Origin of the sequence: Micromonospora sp. NPDC049301 (assembly GCF_040678715.1) — a bacterium.
Classification (GTDB): Bacteria; Actinomycetota; Actinomycetes; order Mycobacteriales; family Micromonosporaceae; genus Micromonospora.
This window is the reverse complement of the sequence record NZ_JBFAQO010000008.1, coordinates 257756-274633: the sequence shown is the minus strand read 5'-3', so window position 1 is coordinate 274633 and position 16878 is coordinate 257756. Positions and strand designations below refer to the sequence as shown.

At 73.0% G+C, this 16878-nt stretch carries 22 protein-coding genes and 1 pseudogene; 4 read left to right on the top strand and 19 right to left on the bottom strand.

Going from position 1 to position 16878, the window contains the following annotated elements; genetic code table 11:
- The first annotated feature begins 84 nt into the window (after window positions 1–84).
- Window positions 85–1017 carry a superoxide dismutase gene (locus AB0K07_RS24275; RefSeq protein ID WP_363757817.1) on the top strand — a complete coding sequence of 311 codons (933 nt, stop codon included), beginning with the start codon at window positions 85–87 and terminating at the stop codon, window positions 1015–1017.
- Between the two features lie 52 nt (window positions 1018–1069).
- Here the strand turns inward: AB0K07_RS24275 and AB0K07_RS24270 are convergent, their stop codons facing one another.
- The 19 genes and pseudogenes from AB0K07_RS24270 to AB0K07_RS24180 all read right to left on the bottom strand — a co-directional run bounded on the left by AB0K07_RS24270 (window position 1070) and on the right by AB0K07_RS24180 (window position 13591).
- Window positions 1070–1423 carry a gas vesicle protein K gene (locus AB0K07_RS24270; RefSeq protein WP_363757815.1) on the bottom strand — a complete coding sequence of 118 codons (354 nt, stop codon included), beginning with the start codon at window positions 1421–1423 and terminating at the stop codon, window positions 1070–1072.
- Window positions 1420–1632, bottom strand: a complete 213-nt coding sequence (locus AB0K07_RS24265) for a gas vesicle protein (protein WP_363757813.1) — start codon at window positions 1630–1632, stop codon at window positions 1420–1422. The genes AB0K07_RS24270 and AB0K07_RS24265 overlap by 4 nt, the downstream gene beginning before the upstream one ends.
- Complete coding sequence (locus tag AB0K07_RS24260) at window positions 1629–2456, bottom strand: GvpL/GvpF family gas vesicle protein (RefSeq protein WP_363757811.1); 828 nt, start codon at window positions 2454–2456, stop codon at window positions 1629–1631. Before AB0K07_RS24260 ends, AB0K07_RS24265 begins: the two co-directional genes overlap by 4 nt.
- Window positions 2440–2823 carry a gas vesicle protein gene (locus tag AB0K07_RS24255; protein WP_363757809.1) on the bottom strand — a complete coding sequence of 128 codons (384 nt, stop codon included), beginning with the start codon at window positions 2821–2823 and terminating at the stop codon, window positions 2440–2442. Before AB0K07_RS24255 ends, AB0K07_RS24260 begins: the two co-directional genes overlap by 17 nt.
- A gap of 1 nt (window position 2824) precedes the next feature.
- Window positions 2825–3172, bottom strand: a complete 348-nt coding sequence (locus AB0K07_RS24250) for a gas vesicle protein (protein ID WP_363757807.1) — start codon at window positions 3170–3172, stop codon at window positions 2825–2827.
- A gap of 5 nt (window positions 3173–3177) precedes the next feature.
- Window positions 3178–3537 carry a gas vesicle protein GvpG gene (locus AB0K07_RS24245; protein ID WP_363757805.1) on the bottom strand — a complete coding sequence of 120 codons (360 nt, stop codon included), beginning with the start codon at window positions 3535–3537 and terminating at the stop codon, window positions 3178–3180.
- Between the two features lie 3 nt (window positions 3538–3540).
- Window positions 3541–4317 carry a GvpL/GvpF family gas vesicle protein gene (locus tag AB0K07_RS24240; RefSeq protein WP_363757803.1) on the bottom strand — a complete coding sequence of 259 codons (777 nt, stop codon included), beginning with the start codon at window positions 4315–4317 and terminating at the stop codon, window positions 3541–3543.
- 209 nt (window positions 4318–4526) lie between these two features.
- Window positions 4527–4706, bottom strand: a pseudogene (gvpJ, locus tag AB0K07_RS24235) (gas vesicle protein GvpJ); the annotation flags it as partial.
- Window positions 4707–4738: 32 nt separating this feature from the next.
- Window positions 4739–5989: an SRPBCC family protein gene (locus AB0K07_RS24230; RefSeq protein WP_363757973.1), complete on the bottom strand. Its 1251-nt coding sequence runs from the start codon at window positions 5987–5989 to the stop codon at window positions 4739–4741.
- Window positions 5990–5991: 2 nt separating this feature from the next.
- On the bottom strand, window positions 5992–6447 hold the full coding sequence (locus AB0K07_RS24225) for a hypothetical protein (RefSeq protein ID WP_363757801.1): 456 nt from the start codon (window positions 6445–6447) through the stop codon (window positions 5992–5994).
- Window positions 6448–6720: 273 nt separating this feature from the next.
- Complete coding sequence (locus AB0K07_RS24220; protein ID WP_363757799.1) at window positions 6721–7230, bottom strand: GNAT family N-acetyltransferase; 510 nt, start codon at window positions 7228–7230, stop codon at window positions 6721–6723.
- A gap of 141 nt (window positions 7231–7371) precedes the next feature.
- Window positions 7372–8205 carry a hypothetical protein gene (locus AB0K07_RS24215; RefSeq protein ID WP_363757971.1) on the bottom strand — a complete coding sequence of 278 codons (834 nt, stop codon included), beginning with the start codon at window positions 8203–8205 and terminating at the stop codon, window positions 7372–7374.
- Between the two features lie 25 nt (window positions 8206–8230).
- Entirely contained in the window at window positions 8231–8884 is a 654-nt protein-coding gene (locus AB0K07_RS24210) for a DUF3618 domain-containing protein (protein WP_363757797.1), read from the bottom strand.
- 22 nt (window positions 8885–8906) lie between these two features.
- Complete coding sequence (locus AB0K07_RS24205) at window positions 8907–9302, bottom strand: phage holin family protein (RefSeq protein WP_363757795.1); 396 nt, start codon at window positions 9300–9302, stop codon at window positions 8907–8909.
- Entirely contained in the window at window positions 9299–9976 is a 678-nt protein-coding gene (locus AB0K07_RS24200) for a hypothetical protein (RefSeq protein WP_363757793.1), read from the bottom strand. Before AB0K07_RS24200 ends, AB0K07_RS24205 begins: the two co-directional genes overlap by 4 nt.
- A gap of 184 nt (window positions 9977–10160) precedes the next feature.
- Window positions 10161–10559 carry a DUF3263 domain-containing protein gene (locus AB0K07_RS24195; protein ID WP_363757791.1) on the bottom strand — a complete coding sequence of 133 codons (399 nt, stop codon included), beginning with the start codon at window positions 10557–10559 and terminating at the stop codon, window positions 10161–10163.
- A gap of 102 nt (window positions 10560–10661) precedes the next feature.
- Window positions 10662–11678, bottom strand: a complete 1017-nt coding sequence (locus AB0K07_RS24190) for an ABC transporter permease subunit (RefSeq protein WP_363757790.1) — start codon at window positions 11676–11678, stop codon at window positions 10662–10664.
- Entirely contained in the window at window positions 11675–12685 is a 1011-nt protein-coding gene (locus tag AB0K07_RS24185) for an ATP-binding cassette domain-containing protein (protein ID WP_363757788.1), read from the bottom strand. Before AB0K07_RS24185 ends, AB0K07_RS24190 begins: the two co-directional genes overlap by 4 nt.
- Before the next feature lie 120 nt (window positions 12686–12805).
- On the bottom strand, window positions 12806–13591 hold the full coding sequence (locus tag AB0K07_RS24180) for a DeoR/GlpR family DNA-binding transcription regulator (RefSeq protein WP_074314987.1): 786 nt from the start codon (window positions 13589–13591) through the stop codon (window positions 12806–12808).
- A gap of 199 nt (window positions 13592–13790) precedes the next feature.
- Here AB0K07_RS24180 and AB0K07_RS24175 point away from each other — a divergent pair, with 199 nt between their 5' ends.
- The 3 genes from AB0K07_RS24175 (at window position 13791) to nagA (ending at window position 16859) form a co-directional block, all read left to right on the top strand.
- Window positions 13791–14720 (top strand): SIS domain-containing protein, encoded by a 930-nt coding sequence (locus AB0K07_RS24175; protein ID WP_363757785.1) that lies wholly within the window; start codon window positions 13791–13793, stop codon window positions 14718–14720.
- A 76-nt stretch (window positions 14721–14796) separates the two neighbouring features.
- A complete protein-coding gene (locus AB0K07_RS24170) occupies window positions 14797–15753 on the top strand; it encodes an ROK family protein (protein WP_363757783.1) in 957 nt (318 codons plus the stop codon).
- Window positions 15750–16859, top strand: coding sequence for an N-acetylglucosamine-6-phosphate deacetylase (nagA, locus tag AB0K07_RS24165; protein ID WP_363757781.1), 1110 nt, complete (start codon window positions 15750–15752; stop codon window positions 16857–16859). The genes AB0K07_RS24170 and nagA overlap by 4 nt, the downstream gene beginning before the upstream one ends.
- The last annotated feature ends 19 nt before the right edge of the window (window positions 16860–16878 follow it).

The window sequence follows — 16878 nt, the reverse complement described above, 5'->3', positions numbered from 1 at the left end:
GTCAACCTTTCGTCGTGCCCAGGGTGTTCCTAGGACGGCACATTCCTCAGTGGAGATATCCACGACGACGTCAGGCGGTGTTTCTTGCGCAAGCTGCTCTCGCTTCTTCTCGTTCCCCTGGTGGCGGCGGCCACCCTCACCACGGTCGGCTCGCCCGCGACCGCCCATCCGACGAAGCCGTTCCCGAGCCGGATAGCCCTGCCCGACGGGTTCACCCCGGAGGGACTGACGATCGGCCGGGGCACCACCGTGTATGTAGGGTCCATTTTGGACGGTGCGGTGTGGCGCGGTGACTTACGCACCGGGCGCGGCTCGGTGCTGATCCCGGGCGTGCCGGGCAAGGACAAGGCCGGCCTCAAGCTCGACCAGCAGGGCCGGCTGTGGACCGCCGACTTCTCCGGCGGCGGCGCCAGCGTCTACGACGCCGGCAGCGGCGCCCAACTGGCCCACTACCAGTTCACCGACGAGCCGGGCAGCTTCGTCAACGACCTCGTGATCACCAAGCGAGCGGTCTACTTCACCGACTCCGGCCGGCAGGTGCTGTACGTGGTGCCGCTGGGCCCGGGTGGCCGGCTGCCGGCCGCGACGGCCTTCCGGGTACTGCCGCTCACCGGCCCGGCGGCGACGCCGGACGCGTACCACAACGGGATCGTGGCACTGCCGGACGGCGATCTGCTGGTGGCGCAGATGCTGCCCGGCCGGCTGGTACGCATCGACCCGCGCACCGGCGGCAGCCGCCTCGTCGACCTCGGTGGCTACTCGGTGGAGCGGGCCGACGGGCTGGTGCTGCGCGGCCACACCCTGTACGTGATCCGGAACCTGACCAACGTCATCGCGGTGGTACGGCTGAACGCCGGGTACAGCGCCGGGGTGGTGCAGCGGGAGATCACCGGCCCGCAGCTGCGGGTGCCGGCCACCGGTGACCTGCTCGGCTCGGCGTTGTACGTCGTGAACGGCCGGTTCGACGTGGAATCCACGCCCGACACGGACTACGACATCGTCCGGGTGCCCGCCTGATCCCACCCGGCCGGCGGCGGCCCCTTCGGGGGTTGCCGCCGGCCGGTTCGGGTCAGTCGGTCGGAAGGAGCGGACCGAGTGGGCCGAGATCCAGATTCAGGTCCTCCGGGGCGAGGCCGAAATGCTCGCGCAGACCGGTCATCTGCTCCTCCAACGCCATCAGCGTCACCCCGATCCGCTCGATCTGCTCCTCGGTCAGGTCACCGAGGTCGACCCGGCGCAGCGCCTGCCGCTCCATCAGCTGACGCAGCAGCTCGACGATCGTGAGCACCAGGCTGGCCAGCCCTCGCTCGACCGAGTCACGGTCCACCGCGATCCGGCGGTCCAGCGGGGTGACCCGGGGCGGCTGCCACGACTCCGCGCCCAGCGCCGCGGCCAGCTCGGCCGCCTCGTCCCGCCCGGTCATCCGGCGTCCTCCGGCGGGGCCAGCGCGCCGACCGAGGCGACCAGCGCACGCAGCGAGATCCGGACGAGGTCCACGTCCGCGATGGCCAGAGTCAGATCGCCGCTGATCACCACGCCGGTGGCGAGCACCCGGTCGAGCAGATCCACCAGGGCCACCGGACGATAGGCCAGCGCGTCGTCGGCGCTGTTCGGTGCGAGCGAGGTGGTCACCGCGGCTCCCGTACGGTGTGCGTCGGCTCGGCCGGTCGCTCCGCGACGAAGGAGTACGGCGGCCACGGGCCGGTCAGCTCCAGCTTGATCTCCGGATGCCGGTCGGCCAGCGCGCCGACCAGGGCGGTGAAGTCGGCCAGTACGGCGAGATCAAGCAGATACGCCCCGTTGAGCACCATCGAGGTGGCCGCACCGGACAGCCGCCGGTCCTGGGGGGCGTGCCGCCGGCCCGCCACGGCCAGCTCGCACAGGGCGGCGTGCACCTCCTCGGCCGCCGCGCTGGCCGCCTGCTGACCCTCATCCCGCGCGGTCAACTGGGCCCGGCGCCGGCGCAGGTACGCCGTTCCCACCCCGCCGGCGCCAGCCGGTTCGGCGCTCACGGCGGCGGCACCCGGCACCAGGTAACCCTTCACACCCCACTCGCCGCGCCCGGTGAGGCGGTCCAGAGTAGCGACCAGCTCGGCCCGACGGGCGGCCAGCGACTCGGCCACCCGGCCGTCGTCGGTGTGCACAGTGGCGAGCCGGGCGGGCACCACCGGCCCCCGGCGCGCCAACGCCGCGACCACCTCGTGGTGCGCCCGAGCCGCTCGTTCCAGCCAGGCCAGGTCCTCCAGGTTGCGGCGCAACGGCTGCTCGCCGTACTCGTCGAGCGGCGCGGTGCTGACCACCGCGACCAGCCCGGCGGCGGACACCGCCCGGACCGGAGCGCCGTCCATTCCGGCGATCGCCGCCAGCGCAGCCCGATCGGCGTCCCGAACCACACCGTGCAGCCACGCCCCGGCGACCGCGGGCCGGGCGGCGGCTGCCTCAACCGTCGAACTCATTCCACTCCTCCAGTTCGGCGTCCCGGCGCCGCGCCTTGGCCGCCACCCGGGGGCGGCGCTCCGCCTCGACCTGCTCCGGGTCACGCGGTCCCGGCTCCACCGGGGGCCGGGCCCGCGAGCTGAGCCACGGGTCGTGCTCCCACCAGTCGATGCCGATCTGACGCGCGGTGTCGACCGACGCGATGACCAGCCGCAGTTTCAGCGTCAGCAGCTCGATGTCGAGCAGGCTGACCCGGATGTCGCCGGCGATCACGATGCCCCGGTCGAGCACCCGCTCCAGGATGTCGCCCAGGTTGGCCGGCTCGTGGCCGGCGGGCAGGACCTGGCCGGAGTTCTGCACGACCGACGGAGCCTGCGGTCTGGTCATCTCAGCCCACCTCGCCCTTCCCGCGCTGGTAGCGGCGCACCCGCCGGTATCCCAGCAGGCCGCCCTCGATGTCGAGTTCGACCTCGTAGAGGCCGAGCAGATCGGTCGACGCGGGAATCCGGTGATCCTCGACCACCTCGACCCCGATCAGCCAGCCGTCGTCGGTGGCCTGGACCGAGGTGGCTCCGACCGGGTCCCGGCCGGACAGCTCGACAACCTGGCGCAGTCCTTCCCGGACCGCCTCGGCGGCCGACACGGGCTCGACGTACTCCTCCTCGTCGTACTGATCGGCGTCGCCGCCCTCCGGCTCCCGCCGGCGGGTGCGTTCGCCGTCGCTGCGGATTGCCACCTCGCTCACCTCCCCCGCCGCCGGTCCGGGTCACCCGGCCGGTCGGCACGCCGTCGATGGCCGGTCCCCCGTGGCCCCCCGGAGCGGGCCGGGCGGTCACCCGCCCGGCCCGCGCCCAGGGCAGCGCTACGAGCGCCGCCACCCGCGCCCATCAGCCGGTCCAGGACCTGCTGCTGTCTCAGGTCACGCTCCTGCGAGGTGATGTCGCCAGCGGCCGCCGCCGCGTCCAACTCCTCCAGCTCACGCCGGATGTTGGCCGGGTTGTACCGCTGTGACTCCGCCTCCCGCGCGATCACCTTCACCACGGCGGTCAGCCCTCGCATCGGTGCGTACGGCAGGGTCAGCAGCCCCCAGAGGATGTCCATGCGTCACTCCACCAGCTGATGGGCGCTGACGAAGTCGTACGGGGCGAGCGGCCCGAGCAGCCGCATCCGGATCAGGTCCCGGCGCTGCTCGGCGAACTCCTCCAGTACCCGCACGAACTCCTCCTCGTCGTCGGCGGCGACCAGGAAGGCGACGTTCATCGCGTCCAGTTCGCTGCTCGGTGGGCGCGGCACGTGCGCCACCGCGTACGGGGTGAGCACCTCGATCAGCGCCCGGTTCTCCGCCTCCCGGCGCAGCTCCACCCCCTGGCTGATCATCTCGCCGAGCCGGATCCGCTGTTCCCGGCTCTCCGCCTCCGGCCGGCCGCGCACATGGTCGGCGAGCGCGGCGGCGGAGCGGTTCTCGGCGAGGAAGTCGCTGATCATTTCCTCCTCGTCGAAGCGGCCGTGCACGGTGTACTGCAGCCGGTCCTCGAACTCGTCGAGGGCGTCGGCGAACCGGTCGTGGTGGGCCTCCAGCAGGTCCTGGACCGCGTCCGGCCCGGTCACCACCGTGCCGAACCGGACCGGCAGCACGGGCGCGACGGCCGCTGTCCCGTCCAACAGCGTCTGGTACGCGGTCAGGTCGGCCGGGCGGCCCATCGGCTCCTCCAACCCGACCTCGCTGACCAGCGCGGCCAGCTCGCCGTGCCGGACCACGGTCACCTCGCCCGGCGGGTTGCCGACCCCTTCCGCGTCCGGGGTCGGCTCCACGTCGGACGGCACGATGCCGTAGATGAACAGCCCGGCCTCGCCGGCCGGCTGGGCCTGCTCGTCGGTCATCTTCCCCGCTCCTCGTCCCGGCGTCGGCGTGGCCGCTCCCGCTCCCGATCGGAGCCGCGGTCGCTCAGCGAGTCCGCCACCGCGCCGCTGATCTCCTGGGCCGCCTTGCCGAGGCCGGAGATCGCCTTGCCCTTGGTCGCCGCCCCGGCCGCGTCCCCCACCATGTCGGGCAGCCCCTTCGTGCCCTTGGGCACGATGCTCAGCCGGTCGACCGCCTCTGCGAACCGCAGGTACGTGTCGACGCTGGCGATCACGATCCGGGCGTTGATCTCCAACAGCTGGATGCCGACCACGGCGACCGACACCTGCGCGTCGATCACCACGCCCTTGTCCAGCACCGTCTCCACGACGTCGGCCAGCGTGCCGCCGCCGCCGCCGCCGCGCTCCAACGCGCCGCCCTGGCTGCTGGTCGTCGCGATGCTCACTGGTCACGCTCCTCACGTCGACGGCGGACCACCGGCCGTCGTGGTGCCTCCGGGGCCCGACGGGCGGCGGGGCGGGAGCGCTGCGGCTCCTCGCGCGGCTCCCGCTCCTCGCGGGGCTCCCGCTCCTGCCGGGGTTCCCGCTCCTGGCGCGGTTGGGGGCGGCGGGCCCGCTCCGGCTGGCGCCGGCGCGGCGGAGGCTGCTCCTCCTCGGGCTCTTCCTCGTACCCCTCGTCGTAGTCCTCGCCCTCGTCGTACGCCTCGTACTCCGCCTCCTCCGGGGGACGGCGACGCTCCGGCGGCCGACGGCGGCCGCGCTCGGCGGGCCGGCGCCGCTCCTCCTCCGGCTGTTCCTCCCACTCCTCCTCGGCCTCCTCGACCCGGCCCTGCTCCTCGCGGGCCTCCTGCTCCTCGCGGAGCGCGGTCTCGTGGTCCTTGACCACCTGGGAGTCCTCGATCTCGCCCCGCCAGCCCTCGACCGAGTCCGGGTCGAGCACGGTCGTGGTCATCACGTGCCGGACGAAGTGCTTCAACTCCAGCCGGGCCCGTCGGCCCTGGGCCCGCCAGAGGTTGCCGGTGTGCTCGAAGAGCCCCTGCGGGTGGTACTCCAGCACCACCAGGATGCGGGTCAGGTCCGGGGCGATCTCGTGGAAGCTGACGGTGCCGTCGACCGAGCCCTTCTCACCCTTGGACCGCCAGTGGATGAGCTTGTCCGGCACCTGCCGGACGATGGTCGACTCCCAGGTCCGGTGCGACCAGAAGACCTGCGCCTTCCAGGTCAGCTTCTCGTCCGAATCGGCGTCGACGGTCTTGACCTTCTTCATGAAGCTCGGGAAGTCGCCGAACTGGGTCCACTGGTTGTACGCGACCCGCACGGGCACGCCGACCTCGATCGTCTCGACGATGTTGGTGACCTTCTGCTTCTTGCCGCCCTTGCCGCCACCCTTCGCACCAACGCGGCCGAGAGCCGACATCACCTTCTCCTTACCGCCGGCCACACCGGCATGCACCATCGCCTTCATCGGTGACCCACCCTCGGCCAGCTTCTGCGCGCCGGTGGCGGCGGCGACCAGACCGGGTCCGCCGCCCTGGCGCGCGTACTGACTGAGCCGGCCGGTCGCGCCGGTGAGCCGCTCGGTCACGACCGTCATCGCCCGCTCGCCGATCGCCTCGGCGAGGTTGCGTACCTCGGCGGTCAACTGGCCGCGGAGCTTGTCGCCGAGTCCACCCGGGTTGGTGTTCGCCGCCATGGTCACCGCCCCCGTCGCTGGCCGGCCGCCGCGTCGTCCCGGTCGGTCTGCTTCGCGGTGTCGCGGTCGGTGTCGCGGCCCGTGTCGTTGTCGGGGCCAGCGTCGTCGTCGGGGCCAGCGTCGTTGTCGCCCGCACCGCCCTGTGGTCCGGATCGACGGCGCAGGGCGTCGGCCGAGCCGCGCAGCCGACCGGTGAGCGCGTCCACGCCGCTGCCGGCCGCCGCTGTCGCGGCGGCCCGCCCGGCGTTGACCAGTGGGCCGCCGAGCCGGCTCAGGTTGCTCAACTGCGGGGACGCGTGCAGCACGTCGGTGCCCCGCTTCAGCAGCCCGCCTGGATCGCTGCTGGCCCGGCCGGCGGCGACCGCCGCGGCCAGGGTGAGTGCGGTACGCAGCTTGCGGCGGCGGCCCAGCAGGTAGCCGAAGCCCACCGCCAGCCCGATTCGTGTTCCCGTCTTCATCAGTTCTCCTTCTTCCCCGGGGATCCGGACGCCTGCTGGTGGGGGCCAGAGAAGGGCTACCGGGGAACGGCTCGAACCATGCCTTCAATCAGGCGTCCCGTATCTGCGGACCCGGCGGGCAGTACCCGGAGGCATTCCGCCGAAACCATTTCGGCAATTTCCCTCTGCATCGCCGACCGCCATCAGGAAACACGGGAATGGACGCCCCAGAACGGACGTCCAGGCGGTAACCACCAGGGAGAACGACAGAGAAGACGAACCTTCAGAATCGTTTCAGAGTGCGGGCGGAGTCGAATCGAGGCAGATTTCGGCGTGCACCTTGCCGCCCTCCTCGCGCAATTTCGCACCGCACTTTTTCAGCACGCCGACCGCGCCGACATTGTCCGGCGTCGTCTCGGCCACAACGCCCCGCATGCCGGCGCGGGCGGCGGCGTTCAGCAACTCGCGCAGGGCGGTGGCGCCGATCCCCTGCCCGCGTGCGGAGCGACCCAGCCACATCCCGGCCTCCACCGTGCCCGGCTCGTCACAGCGCGTCATCCGGATCATCCCCACGACCTCGCCGCCGACGAGGATCGCGTACATCTGGGAACGGGTCGGGCCGTCCAGGCCGCCGAAGCTCGCCCGGTGGAAGTCCCGGAACGCCTCGCGGCGGGCGAGCGACCAGCCGGCGGGGGCCTCCACCGGGGGCATCACGTCACCCGGCTCGGCCTCGGCAGCCGCTACGGAGAGCAATGGCTCCAGGTTCTGCTCATCCACCGGCTCCAACCGGACCGCACCCGCCACGTGCCGCAGTCTGCCGCCCTCACCGGCCGAAGTCCACCCCATTGGGCATCCACTGGCGGTCCGGCTACCGGTACCGGCCGGTCGGACCGCCCGAGTGTTCCACCTCACGCTCTGTTGCCACCCGGCTGGATGGCGGGGCCCTCAGGCCTCCGGCCCGAACTCGCAGAACACCACCGAGGCGTCGTCGGTGGGCTTGTGCCGGCGCAGCCGGTCGGGGAGGTCACGCTCGGCCTCCCGGACCCGGTCGAGCAATGCGCCCGGGCCGTCGGCGCTCAGCATGTCCAGCAGGCCGGCCCAGTCGGTCAGCTCGAACTGCTCGACAGCGCTCGACGCGCCGTCGCTGAGCAGCGCCGCCCGGCGCAGCGCCGACCGCCCCCGCAGGGGCACCGTCCCGTTCACCGCGTGGAAGGCCGCGTCCGGGTCGGCGGCCGCCACCCAGTAGCCGTGTGTGCGGTTCATCCGCTCCCGCTGGACGCCCACGGCGTGCCGGAAACGGGTGACCGGGTCCGAGTCGCCGGCCGGCACGGTGGCGACCGTCCGGCGCAGCTCGGCCATCGCCGACTCCAGCCGGTCGTCGGTCACCACGCTGACCTGGCCGGTGTCCAGCACCAGCGGGCTGTCGCAGAGCACCAGGTAGTCCACCCTGTCGCCGCACTCACGCAGCAGGCAGACGGTGCTGGACGGCGTACCCGGATGGTCGAGGTCGCACTGGCCGCCGTGGTCGGCGCGGACGGCGAGGATGGCCGCCGCCAGGTTGCTGGTCAGCCGGGCCGACGGTCGGGCAGCCTCGGCCACGCCGATCCGCGCGGCCAGGTGCCGGACGTACCACTCGGGCCCGTGCACGCAGCCGGTGTCGAAACCCTCCGGCACCGTGGCGCCATCCAGGACGCCGACCAGCGGGCCGAACCGGAAAACCAGATCCTCGTTGACCGGCCGGCCCGGGGCCGGCGCGGACGCGCAACTCACCCGCATCATCGGCACCGACCCCACCCCGGCCTGATCAACGTTGCCGGAGGTCGTCAGCGGCCGCACGGGTCTGCCCCTGCACCTGACCGGCGGCTGAGCGACCCTGGTCGCGTACCGCGGACACCCCCTGCTGCGCGGTCGACCGCACCGACTGCGCCGCCTGCTGCGCGGGCTCCCGCAGGTTGTCCTGCATCTGGTGGCCGACCTGGCTCGCCTGCCCGCGCAGCTGGTCGGAGCGCTCGCTCACCATGCCGCGGGCGCGTCCGGCGAGTTGCCGCTCACGCCCGGTCGACGGAAGCAGCGAGGCAGCCAGCAGCCCGACGCCGAAGGCGACCACGCCGGCGGCCAGCGGGTTGCCCTGCGCCTGCTCCCGGGACTGCCGACCGAGCGAGCGCGCCTCGTCGCGCACCGAGCCCATGGCCTGCCGGGACTGCTGCCCGACCGAACGGGTCTCGTCACGTACCGAGCCGGCGACGTGCGACATCCGCTGACTCGTCTCCTGCCCCATGTGGCTCGAGCTACCCATCACCTTCTCCTTCGCTCGCGTGACCGCACCGCGGGCCTGCCCGACGCGCTCACCCGCGATCCGACGCGGGTTGACCCTCTCGGCCAGCGCGTCGACGTCATTGCTCAACTCGGCGCGGGTGGTTTCGATCTCCCGCCGGATCCGATCCGGATCACTGGACATGATCTGTTCCCTCCCGACTCGTTCACCGACCTCGCAGGGCGTTCGGTACTTCCCGGGCGGTCTGCTTCGTCCGAGGCAGCACCGCACGCGCCTGTCGCAGCTGGCTCCGGGCGTTGATGAAGAGCCCACCGGCCACGACGGCCCAGATCACCGCGACGATCAGCGCCGCCCAGCCCTGGTCCATCGTGTTCGACAGGCCCCACCACACGGCGTACGACACGAACAGTACGGCCAGGAACCCGGCCAGCCCGGCCCCGCCGAACATGCCACCGGCCTTGCCGACCTGGCTCGCCTCCTCGCGGATTTCGGCCTTGGCCAGCTCGACCTCCTTACGCATCAGCGTGGAGAGGTCCCGGGTGACGTCACCCAACAGGTCGCCAACCGAGGCCTGGGACCGCTCCTTCTCGGGGGCACTCACAGCGCCACCCCACCCGGTACGTCCGGACCGGGCCGACCGGCCGGCGAGACGTTCTGCGGCCGCGCCGCCCCGGTGTACGGCTGGTACGGCGCGTCGACCGCACGGTCGTAGGGTTGCGGTCCGCCCCCGTCCGGATGGCCCTGCCCTGCCGGTTGGCCGCCGGACATCCCTGCGCCGCCACCGCTGGTCAGACCACGGGTGAGTCGACCGACCAGCAGTCCAGCCACCGCCGCCCCGGCCAGGAACATCCCCGGGTTGCGCCGGGCGTACGTGCGTACCTCGTCCAGCACCTCCCCCGGCTCCCGCCCGTCCAACCAGCCGGCGGCCCGTTGCGCGGCGTCCCCGGCCCGGCGGACCGCCTGACCGGCCAGCCCGGAGTCACCGTCCCGCTCGGCCATCGAGTTGAGCCCCTGGCCCAGGTCACGCAGCCCGTCCACCGCCCGCTGCTGTTGCGACCGGGCCTGCTCACGTAGCTGGTTGGTGGCCTCCCCGGTCAGGTGCCGGGCCTGCTGGCGCGCCTCGGCGGCCACCTGTCCGCCCTGCTCGGCGGCGGTGTGGGCCACCTGGCCACCGGCCTGGGCCGCCTGCTGTCCGACCCGGGACGCCTCCTGCCGAGTCTGCTGTGCGGTGCCGGTCGCCCCCTGCGGTGGCCGGCTCGGGTTCATACCCGTCATAGCCCGCTCCCTCCGTCGGCCCGGAGCCGCGCGGGAGCGGCCCGGGACGCTCCCCGCCTACCCGCCGGGTCTGGTGGCATGCACCGGCGGCCGGGACGGAGCCGGACACCGGTCGCAGCGGTCGGCGAACCGGCGGGCGGGAACGCGACAATCAGGAGTCGAGGCAGATTGGGTGCGCGGAACGTCAACGGCGGCGGTTACGGGAGCGGGAGGAGCGCAGCCGGCGGAGCCGGCCGATCAGCACGGGGTCGGCGGCCAGCGCCGCCGGGTTGTCGAGCAGCCCGTTGAGCAGTTGGTAGTACCGGGTCGAGGAGACCCCGAAGGTGTCCCGGACGGCCTGCTCCTTGGCGCCGGCGTGCTTCCACCACTGCTGCTCGAAGGCGAGGATGGCCCATTCCCGCTCGGTCAGCCCCGCCGCGGGTGTGGTGGCATCGGCTTCGGTGACCGGCTCGGCGTCGGCCGTGCTCTCGACCGGCGGCGCCGGCCGGGGCGTCGGGACGGTGGGCCCGCCACCAGCTGCCGCAACGCCCGGGTGAGCCTCGGTGGACGGCTCCGGGGCGGTCGGGGTGGCGTCGGCGGGCATGGCGCTCAGCCTAACCAGGGTCGACCAGGGTCGCAGCAGCCGGCGCGGCCGGCCCCGCTCCGCCGGGTGACCCCGGCGGCCGGACCGGCCGCGCCGCACCGTTCAGGAGATGTCGCGCCGGCGCATCGACCAGAGCGCCGCGCCGAGGATCACCACCAGCCCGACCGAGAGCAGTACGGAGGACTGCTGCCAGGTGATGTCCAGCGTGTCCGGTTTGCACTCGCCGTAGTAGGTGGCGTTGCAGGAGTTCCAGTCCTGCAGGGTGATCTTCTTCTGCATCCAGGCCGCCATGTAGGTGGGGAGCAGCCACGCCTCGGTGAACCGCACGCTCGCCATCGACAGCAGGATGCCGAGGCCGAACTGGCCGACCACCATCACCGCCACCACGCCGCCGAGGGCCATCGCGGTGTGCCGGCCCAGCGAGGCCAGCGCGAAGCCGATGGTGGTGACCACCAGCACCAGCACCACGCCGCGCAGCCCGGTCAGGGCGAACGACTGCCAGGCACCGGACGTCATCTTCTCGGTGCTGCCCCGGAACGTGGCGACCGCCCAGAACCCGGCGAACCAGAGCACCGCCGCGGGCAGCGTCACCGCCAGAATCCCGGTGATCAGCGCCGCCAGCTTGGTGAGCAGGACCGTGAGCCGCTTCGGCCGCCAGAGCAGCAGGTTCATCATGCCGCCGGTGCTCCACTCGGCACCGACGAACGACGCGCCGACCACGAACCCGACCAGGGCGAGGATCGCCGCGAACGGGATCAGTGTCTCGTCGAACGTCTCCCGGAAGTTGAACGTCGAGGGCAGGAACCAGTCCGCCTGGATCTGCTCTCGGGGTGGCGCCGTGATCATGGAGCAGTCGTCGGGGTAGCGGCCGTCGTTCGCTGTGCCGGCCGTCTTGGCCTGCTCGCACGCGACGCGCTCCTGCTCGCTCCAGCGCACCTGCTCCTGGTACTGCTGGTCGGCCTGGCGCTCGGCCCGGGCCAGCTGGCTGGCGTCGATCTTCTGGTTGGTGAAGAAGACACCGACGACCACCGCGGCCAGCACCAGCAGGCCGAGCAGCGACATGTAGCGGGTGAAGCGCCGCTTGGCCAGCCGGCGCAGCTCCGTACGATAGAGGCTCACGCGCCCCACCCTCCCCCGGTGGCGCCGGGCTGACCCGTCCCACCGACCTTCGTGGACTCGTCGACCTGCCGGTGCTGGCCGGGGACCGGCGCGGTGGCGGTCAGTTCGAGGAAGACGCTCTCCAGGTCGACGGCGACCGGGGCCAGCTCGCTGACGTAGAGGTTGTTCTCGGCGAGCAGCCGGGTGACCGTGGCCGGCTTGTCGACGCCGGCCAGCATCAGGTGGTCCGGGTGCCCGGTGACCCGGATCCCGGCCCGGGTCAGGGCGTCGGTGGCCGCCGGCAGGTCGCTGACCGCCTCCAGCCGGACGCGGACCGCGCCGGAGGAGTGCTGGGCGAGCACCTCGTCGACTGGGCCGAAGGCGACCCGCCGGCCCAGCGAGATGATGGTGACCGAGTCGCAGATCAGCTGGATCTCGCCGAGGATGTGGCTGGACAGCACCACGGTCATCCCGGATTCGGCGAGGTTCCGCATCAAGGTGCGCATCTCCCGGATGCCGCCCGGGTCGAGGCCGTTCGCCGGCTCGTCGAGGATGAGCAGCTTCGGGTTCTTCAGCAGGGCGGAGGCGACGGCGAGCCGCTGCTTCATGCCCAGCGAGTACGTCTTGACCCGCTCGCCGGCCCGGTCGCGCAGCCCGACGAGCTCCAGCACCTCGTCGACCCGGGTGGTCGGCACCTCGCCCGCCCCGGCCAGCAGGGACAGCGTGTCCCGGGCGGAGAAGTGCGGGAAGAACTGCGGGCTCTCCACGATGGCGCCGACCTGACCGGCGACGCTGGGCAGCGCGCCGGGCACCTCGTGCCCGAGCAGCGCCATCCGGCCACCGTCGGGCCGGATCAGGCCGAGCAGCGTGCGCAGCGTGGTGGTCTTGCCGGACCCGTTCGGGCCCAGGAAGCCGTGCACCTGCCCGGCGTCGACCCGCATGTCGAAGCCGTCGAGCGCGTTGCGGGTGCCGCGTCGACGACTCTTGTACGTCTTACGTAGACCTTCGATCTCCAGGACAGCTGGCAAGCTGCACCTCCCCCGATGGTGGGCGTGACAGCCGACACCATACGCGGTATGCAGACAGGCGCAATACGCGGTATGCATCGACGCGCCGAGCGGCGCGTTTCATCGACGGAGGGTGACGGGTCAGGCGCAGACGACCTGCACGCCGGCGGCGCGGAAGGCCTCCACCACCTCCGGTGCGGCGCCGGAGTCGGTCACCAGGGTCTCCACCCGGTCGACCGGGCAGATCCGGGCGAAGGCGTGACCGCCCAACTTGGACGAGTCCGCGATGATCACCACCCGCTTGGCGCGGGCCACCATCAGGTTGTTCATCGCCGCCTCCCCCTCGTGGTGGGCGGCCGCGCCGAGCTGCGGGTCGATCGCGTCCACGCCGAGCAGCGCGACGTCGAGGGTGACCTCACGCAGCAGCGCCCCACCCAGGGGGCCGACCAGCTCGAACGACTTGGGGCGCACCACGCCGCCGGCCACCACGACCTTCATCCGGGAGCGGACCAGCAGCTCGTTGGCGATGTTCAGCGCGTTGGTCACCACGGTGAGCTGGGCACCCTCGGCACTGGTGTTCAGGTCCGGCCGGACGGCCAGCGCGCGGGCCACCTCGGTGCTGGTCGTGCCGCCGTTCAGACCGACTACCGTGCCGGGCGTGACGAGCGCTGCGGCTGCGGCACCGATCCGCTGCTTCTCCGCCGAGTGCTTCGCCGTCTTGTAACGCAGCGGCAGGTCGTAGGAGACCCCGTTCGCTACCGCACCGCCCCGGGTCCTGGTGATCATCTGCTGCTGGGCCAGCTGGTCGAAGTCACGCCGGATGGTGGCCTGGGAGACGTCCAGCCGCTCGGCGGCCGCCTCGACGCTGACCCGGCCGTTGTCGGTCAGCATCTCGAGCAGGGCGTTCCATCTGGCGTACCGGTCCACCGCGGGGGCCCTCCCAGTGACTGCACGGACGGTGATTGATTGCGTGCACACTAATGCGCGAAACTAGGGTGGCGCAAAAGACCGGCCTGCGCGATCGACGGGTCGGTTGCCACGACCACCCGGGTTCGCGCAGAATGACGCGCGAAATACGGGTGTAACGAGCCGTATTGCGCACCGGTCGGCCCTGCGAGGAGTTCCCATGGCGTACGTGGACGCGGAGATCGCGAGTCAACCCGACTGCTGGCGGGAGGCGGCCGAGCTGGCCGGCGTCGTGCACGGTGACCTGCCGCGACCCGGGGAGCGGGTCGCGGTCGTCGGTTGCGGCACGTCGTGGTTCATGGCGATGGCGTACGCGGCCCGCCGCGAGCAGACCGGCCAGGGTGAGACCGACGCGTTCCAGGCGTCCGAGTTCCCCGCTGGCCGCCACTACGACCGGCTGATCGCCATCACCCGCTCCGGCACCACCACCGAGGTGCTGGAGCTGCTCGTCGCGCTGCGCGGGCGGGTGCCCAGCACCGTCATCGTCGGCGACCCCGCGTCCCCCGCGGTCGACCTTGCCACCGCCGCGGTGACGATGCCCTTCGCCGACGAGCGGTCGGTGGTGCAGACCCGGTTCGCGACCACCGCGCTGGCCCTGCTGAGGGCCCACCTCGGCGACCCGGTGACCGCGCTCGCCGCCGACGCCGAGGTGGCGGTGCGCGCCCCGCTGCCGATCGACCCGGCAACCATCGGACAGGTCACCTTCCTCGGTCGGGGATGGACCGTCGGGCTGGCCCAGGAGGCCGCGCTGAAGTGCCGCGAGGCGGCCACCTTCTGGGCCGAGGCGTACCCGGCCATGGACTACCGGCACGGCCCCATCTCGATCGCCGCGCCCGGCCGGCTGGTCTGGGCTTTCGGCGAGCTGCCCGACGGGCTGCCCGAGGACGTGGCCGCGACCGGCGCGGCCTTCGTGCACAGCCGCACCCACGGCTGCCGCACGGTTCTGGGCAGCTGGGCCGCCGGTCGCACCCCCGTCGACCCGATGGCCGACCTGATCCTGGCGCAGCGTTTCGCGGTCGCGCTGGCGACCAGCCGTGGCCTCGACCCGGACGCACCCCGCCACCTGACCCGGTCGGTGGTGCTGGCGTGAGCGAGCGCAGCGAGCGAACCAGCAGGCACAGCAGCGTGGCGCGAAGCGCCGGCACGCAGCGAAGCGGCGTGCCGGCGTGAGCCACGCCGACCGGGTGGTCGTCGCGCTGGACGTCGGCGGCACCGGCATGAAGTGCGCCCTGGTCCGGCCGGACGGCGTCGCGGTACGCACCGAGCGGCATCCGACGAACGCGGCACGGGGCCCGGCCGCCGTGGTCGGCACCATCCTGGACGTGGCCGAAGGTCTGGCCGGCAAGGCCCGCGCCGACGGGCTCACCCCGATCGCGCTCGGCATCGCCGTGCCCGGAGTGGTGGACGAGGCGAAGGGCGTCGCGGTCTGGTCGGCGAACGTGGGCTTCCGGGACGTACCGCTGCGGGACCTGGCGGTGGCGCGGCTCGGCCTGCCCACGGCGCTCGGCCACGACGTGCGGGTCGGCGGTCTCGCCGAGGCCCGACTCGGCGCCGGGCGCGGCACCGGGCACGTCCTCTTCGTCGCGATCGGCACCGGCATCGCCGCCGCGCACGTGGTCGACGGCGCGGCCGCCGTCGGCGCCCACGGCGCCGCCGGGGAGATCGGCCACATCCTGGTCCGCCCTGACGGGCCGCGCTGCGGCTGCGGCCGGCCCGGCTGCCTGGAGGCGGTCGCCTCGGCCGCCGCGATCGGCCGCCGCTACGCCGAGCTCGCCGGGGAGTCATCCAATCCGCCGGTGACGGCGGCCGAGGTGGCCGAGCGGGCCGCGGCCGGCGAGCCACTCGCCGTCCGGGTCTGGCAGGAGGCGGTCGAGGCGCTCGCCGACGGCCTGGCCTCCGGGCAGGCGCTGTTCGACGTGGCGACGATCGTGCTCGGCGGCGGCCTGGCCCAGGCCGGGGACCGGCTGCTCGTCCCCCTGCGGGCGGCGCTACACGAGCGGATGACCTTCCACCGGCAGCCGCGGTTGGTCGCGGCGGCCCTCGGCGACGAGGCCGGTTGCCTCGGCGCCGCCCTGCTCGCCCTGGACGCCGCGCGCGTCCGTGACCATCAGGAGAAGCGATGACGGTACGGGTGAACGGCCGAGTGGTGACCCCCAACGGCGTCATCCGGCAGGGCTGCGTCGAGTGGGACGGCGACCGGATCACAGCGGTCGCGGAGTACCCGTCGGTCCGCGACGGGCACTGGATCCTGCCCGGCTTCGTCGACATGCACACGCACGGCGGCGGTGGGCACACCTTCACCACCGGGGACGCCGACCAGGCCCGGGCGGCGGCCGGCTTCCACCTGGCGCACGGCACCACCACCCTGCTGGCCAGCCTGGTCAGCGCGCCTTTTCCACTGATGCGCGCGGCCACCGAGGCGTACGCCCCACTGGTCGACGAGGGCGTGCTGGCGGGGATCCACTTCGAGGGGCCCTACCTCTCCGCCGCCCGCTGCGGGGCGCAGAACCCGGAGTACCTGCGCGACCCGTCCACCGACGAGCTGGCCGAGCTGATCGAGCTGGGTGGGGGCGCGATCCGGATGGTCACCCTCGCCCCGGAGCGTGACGGCGCGCTGGAGGCCATCAAGCTGCTCACCGCCCACCGGGTGGTGGCCGCGGTCGGCCACACCGATGCCACGTACGACCAGACCCGCGCCGCGATCGCCGCGGGAGCGAGTGTCGGCACCCACCTCTTCAACGGCATGCGGCCCGTGCACCACCGAGAGCCCGGCCCGGTGATTGCCCTGCTCGACGCGCCGAACGTGGTCTGCGAGCTGGTCGCCGACGGGGTGCACCTGCACGACGGCACCCTGACCTTCGCCACCGCGACCGCGGGCCCGGACCGGGCCGCCCTGATCACCGACGCGATGGCCGCCGCCGGGATGGCCGACGGCGAGTACGAGCTGGGCGGCCAGGCCGTCACGGTGGCCGACGGAGTGGCCCGGCTGGCCCGGGACGGCGCGATCGCCGGCAGCACCCTGACCATGGACGCCGCGCTGCGGCACGCCGTGGACGCCGGCATCCCGATCGCGGACGCGGCCCGGATGGTGGCCACCACCCCGGCCCGCGCCATCGGCCTCGGCGACCGGGTCGGCGCCCTCCAGGTCGGACTCCGCGCCGACCTGGTGGTGCTGGACGAGGACCTGAACGTGGTCCGGGTGCTGCGCGGCGGCTCCTGGGTGGAGTGACGCGGGCTGGGCGATCGCG

What these genes read in the sequence shown, in the direction of transcription:
- AB0K07_RS24175 (WP_363757785.1), top strand. Translation starts at nt 13,791, where the DNA reads ATGGCGTACGTGGACGCGGAGATCGCGAGTCAACCCGACTGCTGGCGG.
- AB0K07_RS24225 (WP_363757801.1), bottom strand. Translation starts at nt 6,447, where the DNA reads ATGAAGACGGGAACACGAATCGGGCTGGCGGTGGGCTTCGGCTACCTG.
- AB0K07_RS24245 (WP_363757805.1), bottom strand. Translation starts at nt 3,537, where the DNA reads ATGGACATCCTCTGGGGGCTGCTGACCCTGCCGTACGCACCGATGCGA.
- AB0K07_RS24240 (WP_363757803.1), bottom strand. Translation starts at nt 4,317, where the DNA reads ATGACCGACGAGCAGGCCCAGCCGGCCGGCGAGGCCGGGCTGTTCATC.
- AB0K07_RS24215 (WP_363757971.1), bottom strand. Translation starts at nt 8,205, where the DNA reads ATGATGCGGGTGAGTTGCGCGTCCGCGCCGGCCCCGGGCCGGCCGGTC.
- AB0K07_RS24230 (WP_363757973.1), bottom strand. Translation starts at nt 5,989, where the DNA reads ATGGCGGCGAACACCAACCCGGGTGGACTCGGCGACAAGCTCCGCGGC.
- nagA (WP_363757781.1), top strand. Translation starts at nt 15,750, where the DNA reads ATGACGGTACGGGTGAACGGCCGAGTGGTGACCCCCAACGGCGTCATC.
- AB0K07_RS24260 (WP_363757811.1), bottom strand. Translation starts at nt 2,456, where the DNA reads ATGAGTTCGACGGTTGAGGCAGCCGCCGCCCGGCCCGCGGTCGCCGGG.
- AB0K07_RS24200 (WP_363757793.1), bottom strand. Translation starts at nt 9,976, where the DNA reads ATGACGGGTATGAACCCGAGCCGGCCACCGCAGGGGGCGACCGGCACC.
- AB0K07_RS24210 (WP_363757797.1), bottom strand. Translation starts at nt 8,884, where the DNA reads ATGTCCAGTGATCCGGATCGGATCCGGCGGGAGATCGAAACCACCCGC.
- AB0K07_RS24270 (WP_363757815.1), bottom strand. Translation starts at nt 1,423, where the DNA reads ATGACCGGGCGGGACGAGGCGGCCGAGCTGGCCGCGGCGCTGGGCGCG.
- AB0K07_RS24195 (WP_363757791.1), bottom strand. Translation starts at nt 10,559, where the DNA reads ATGCCCGCCGACGCCACCCCGACCGCCCCGGAGCCGTCCACCGAGGCT.
- AB0K07_RS24255 (WP_363757809.1), bottom strand. Translation starts at nt 2,823, where the DNA reads ATGACCAGACCGCAGGCTCCGTCGGTCGTGCAGAACTCCGGCCAGGTC.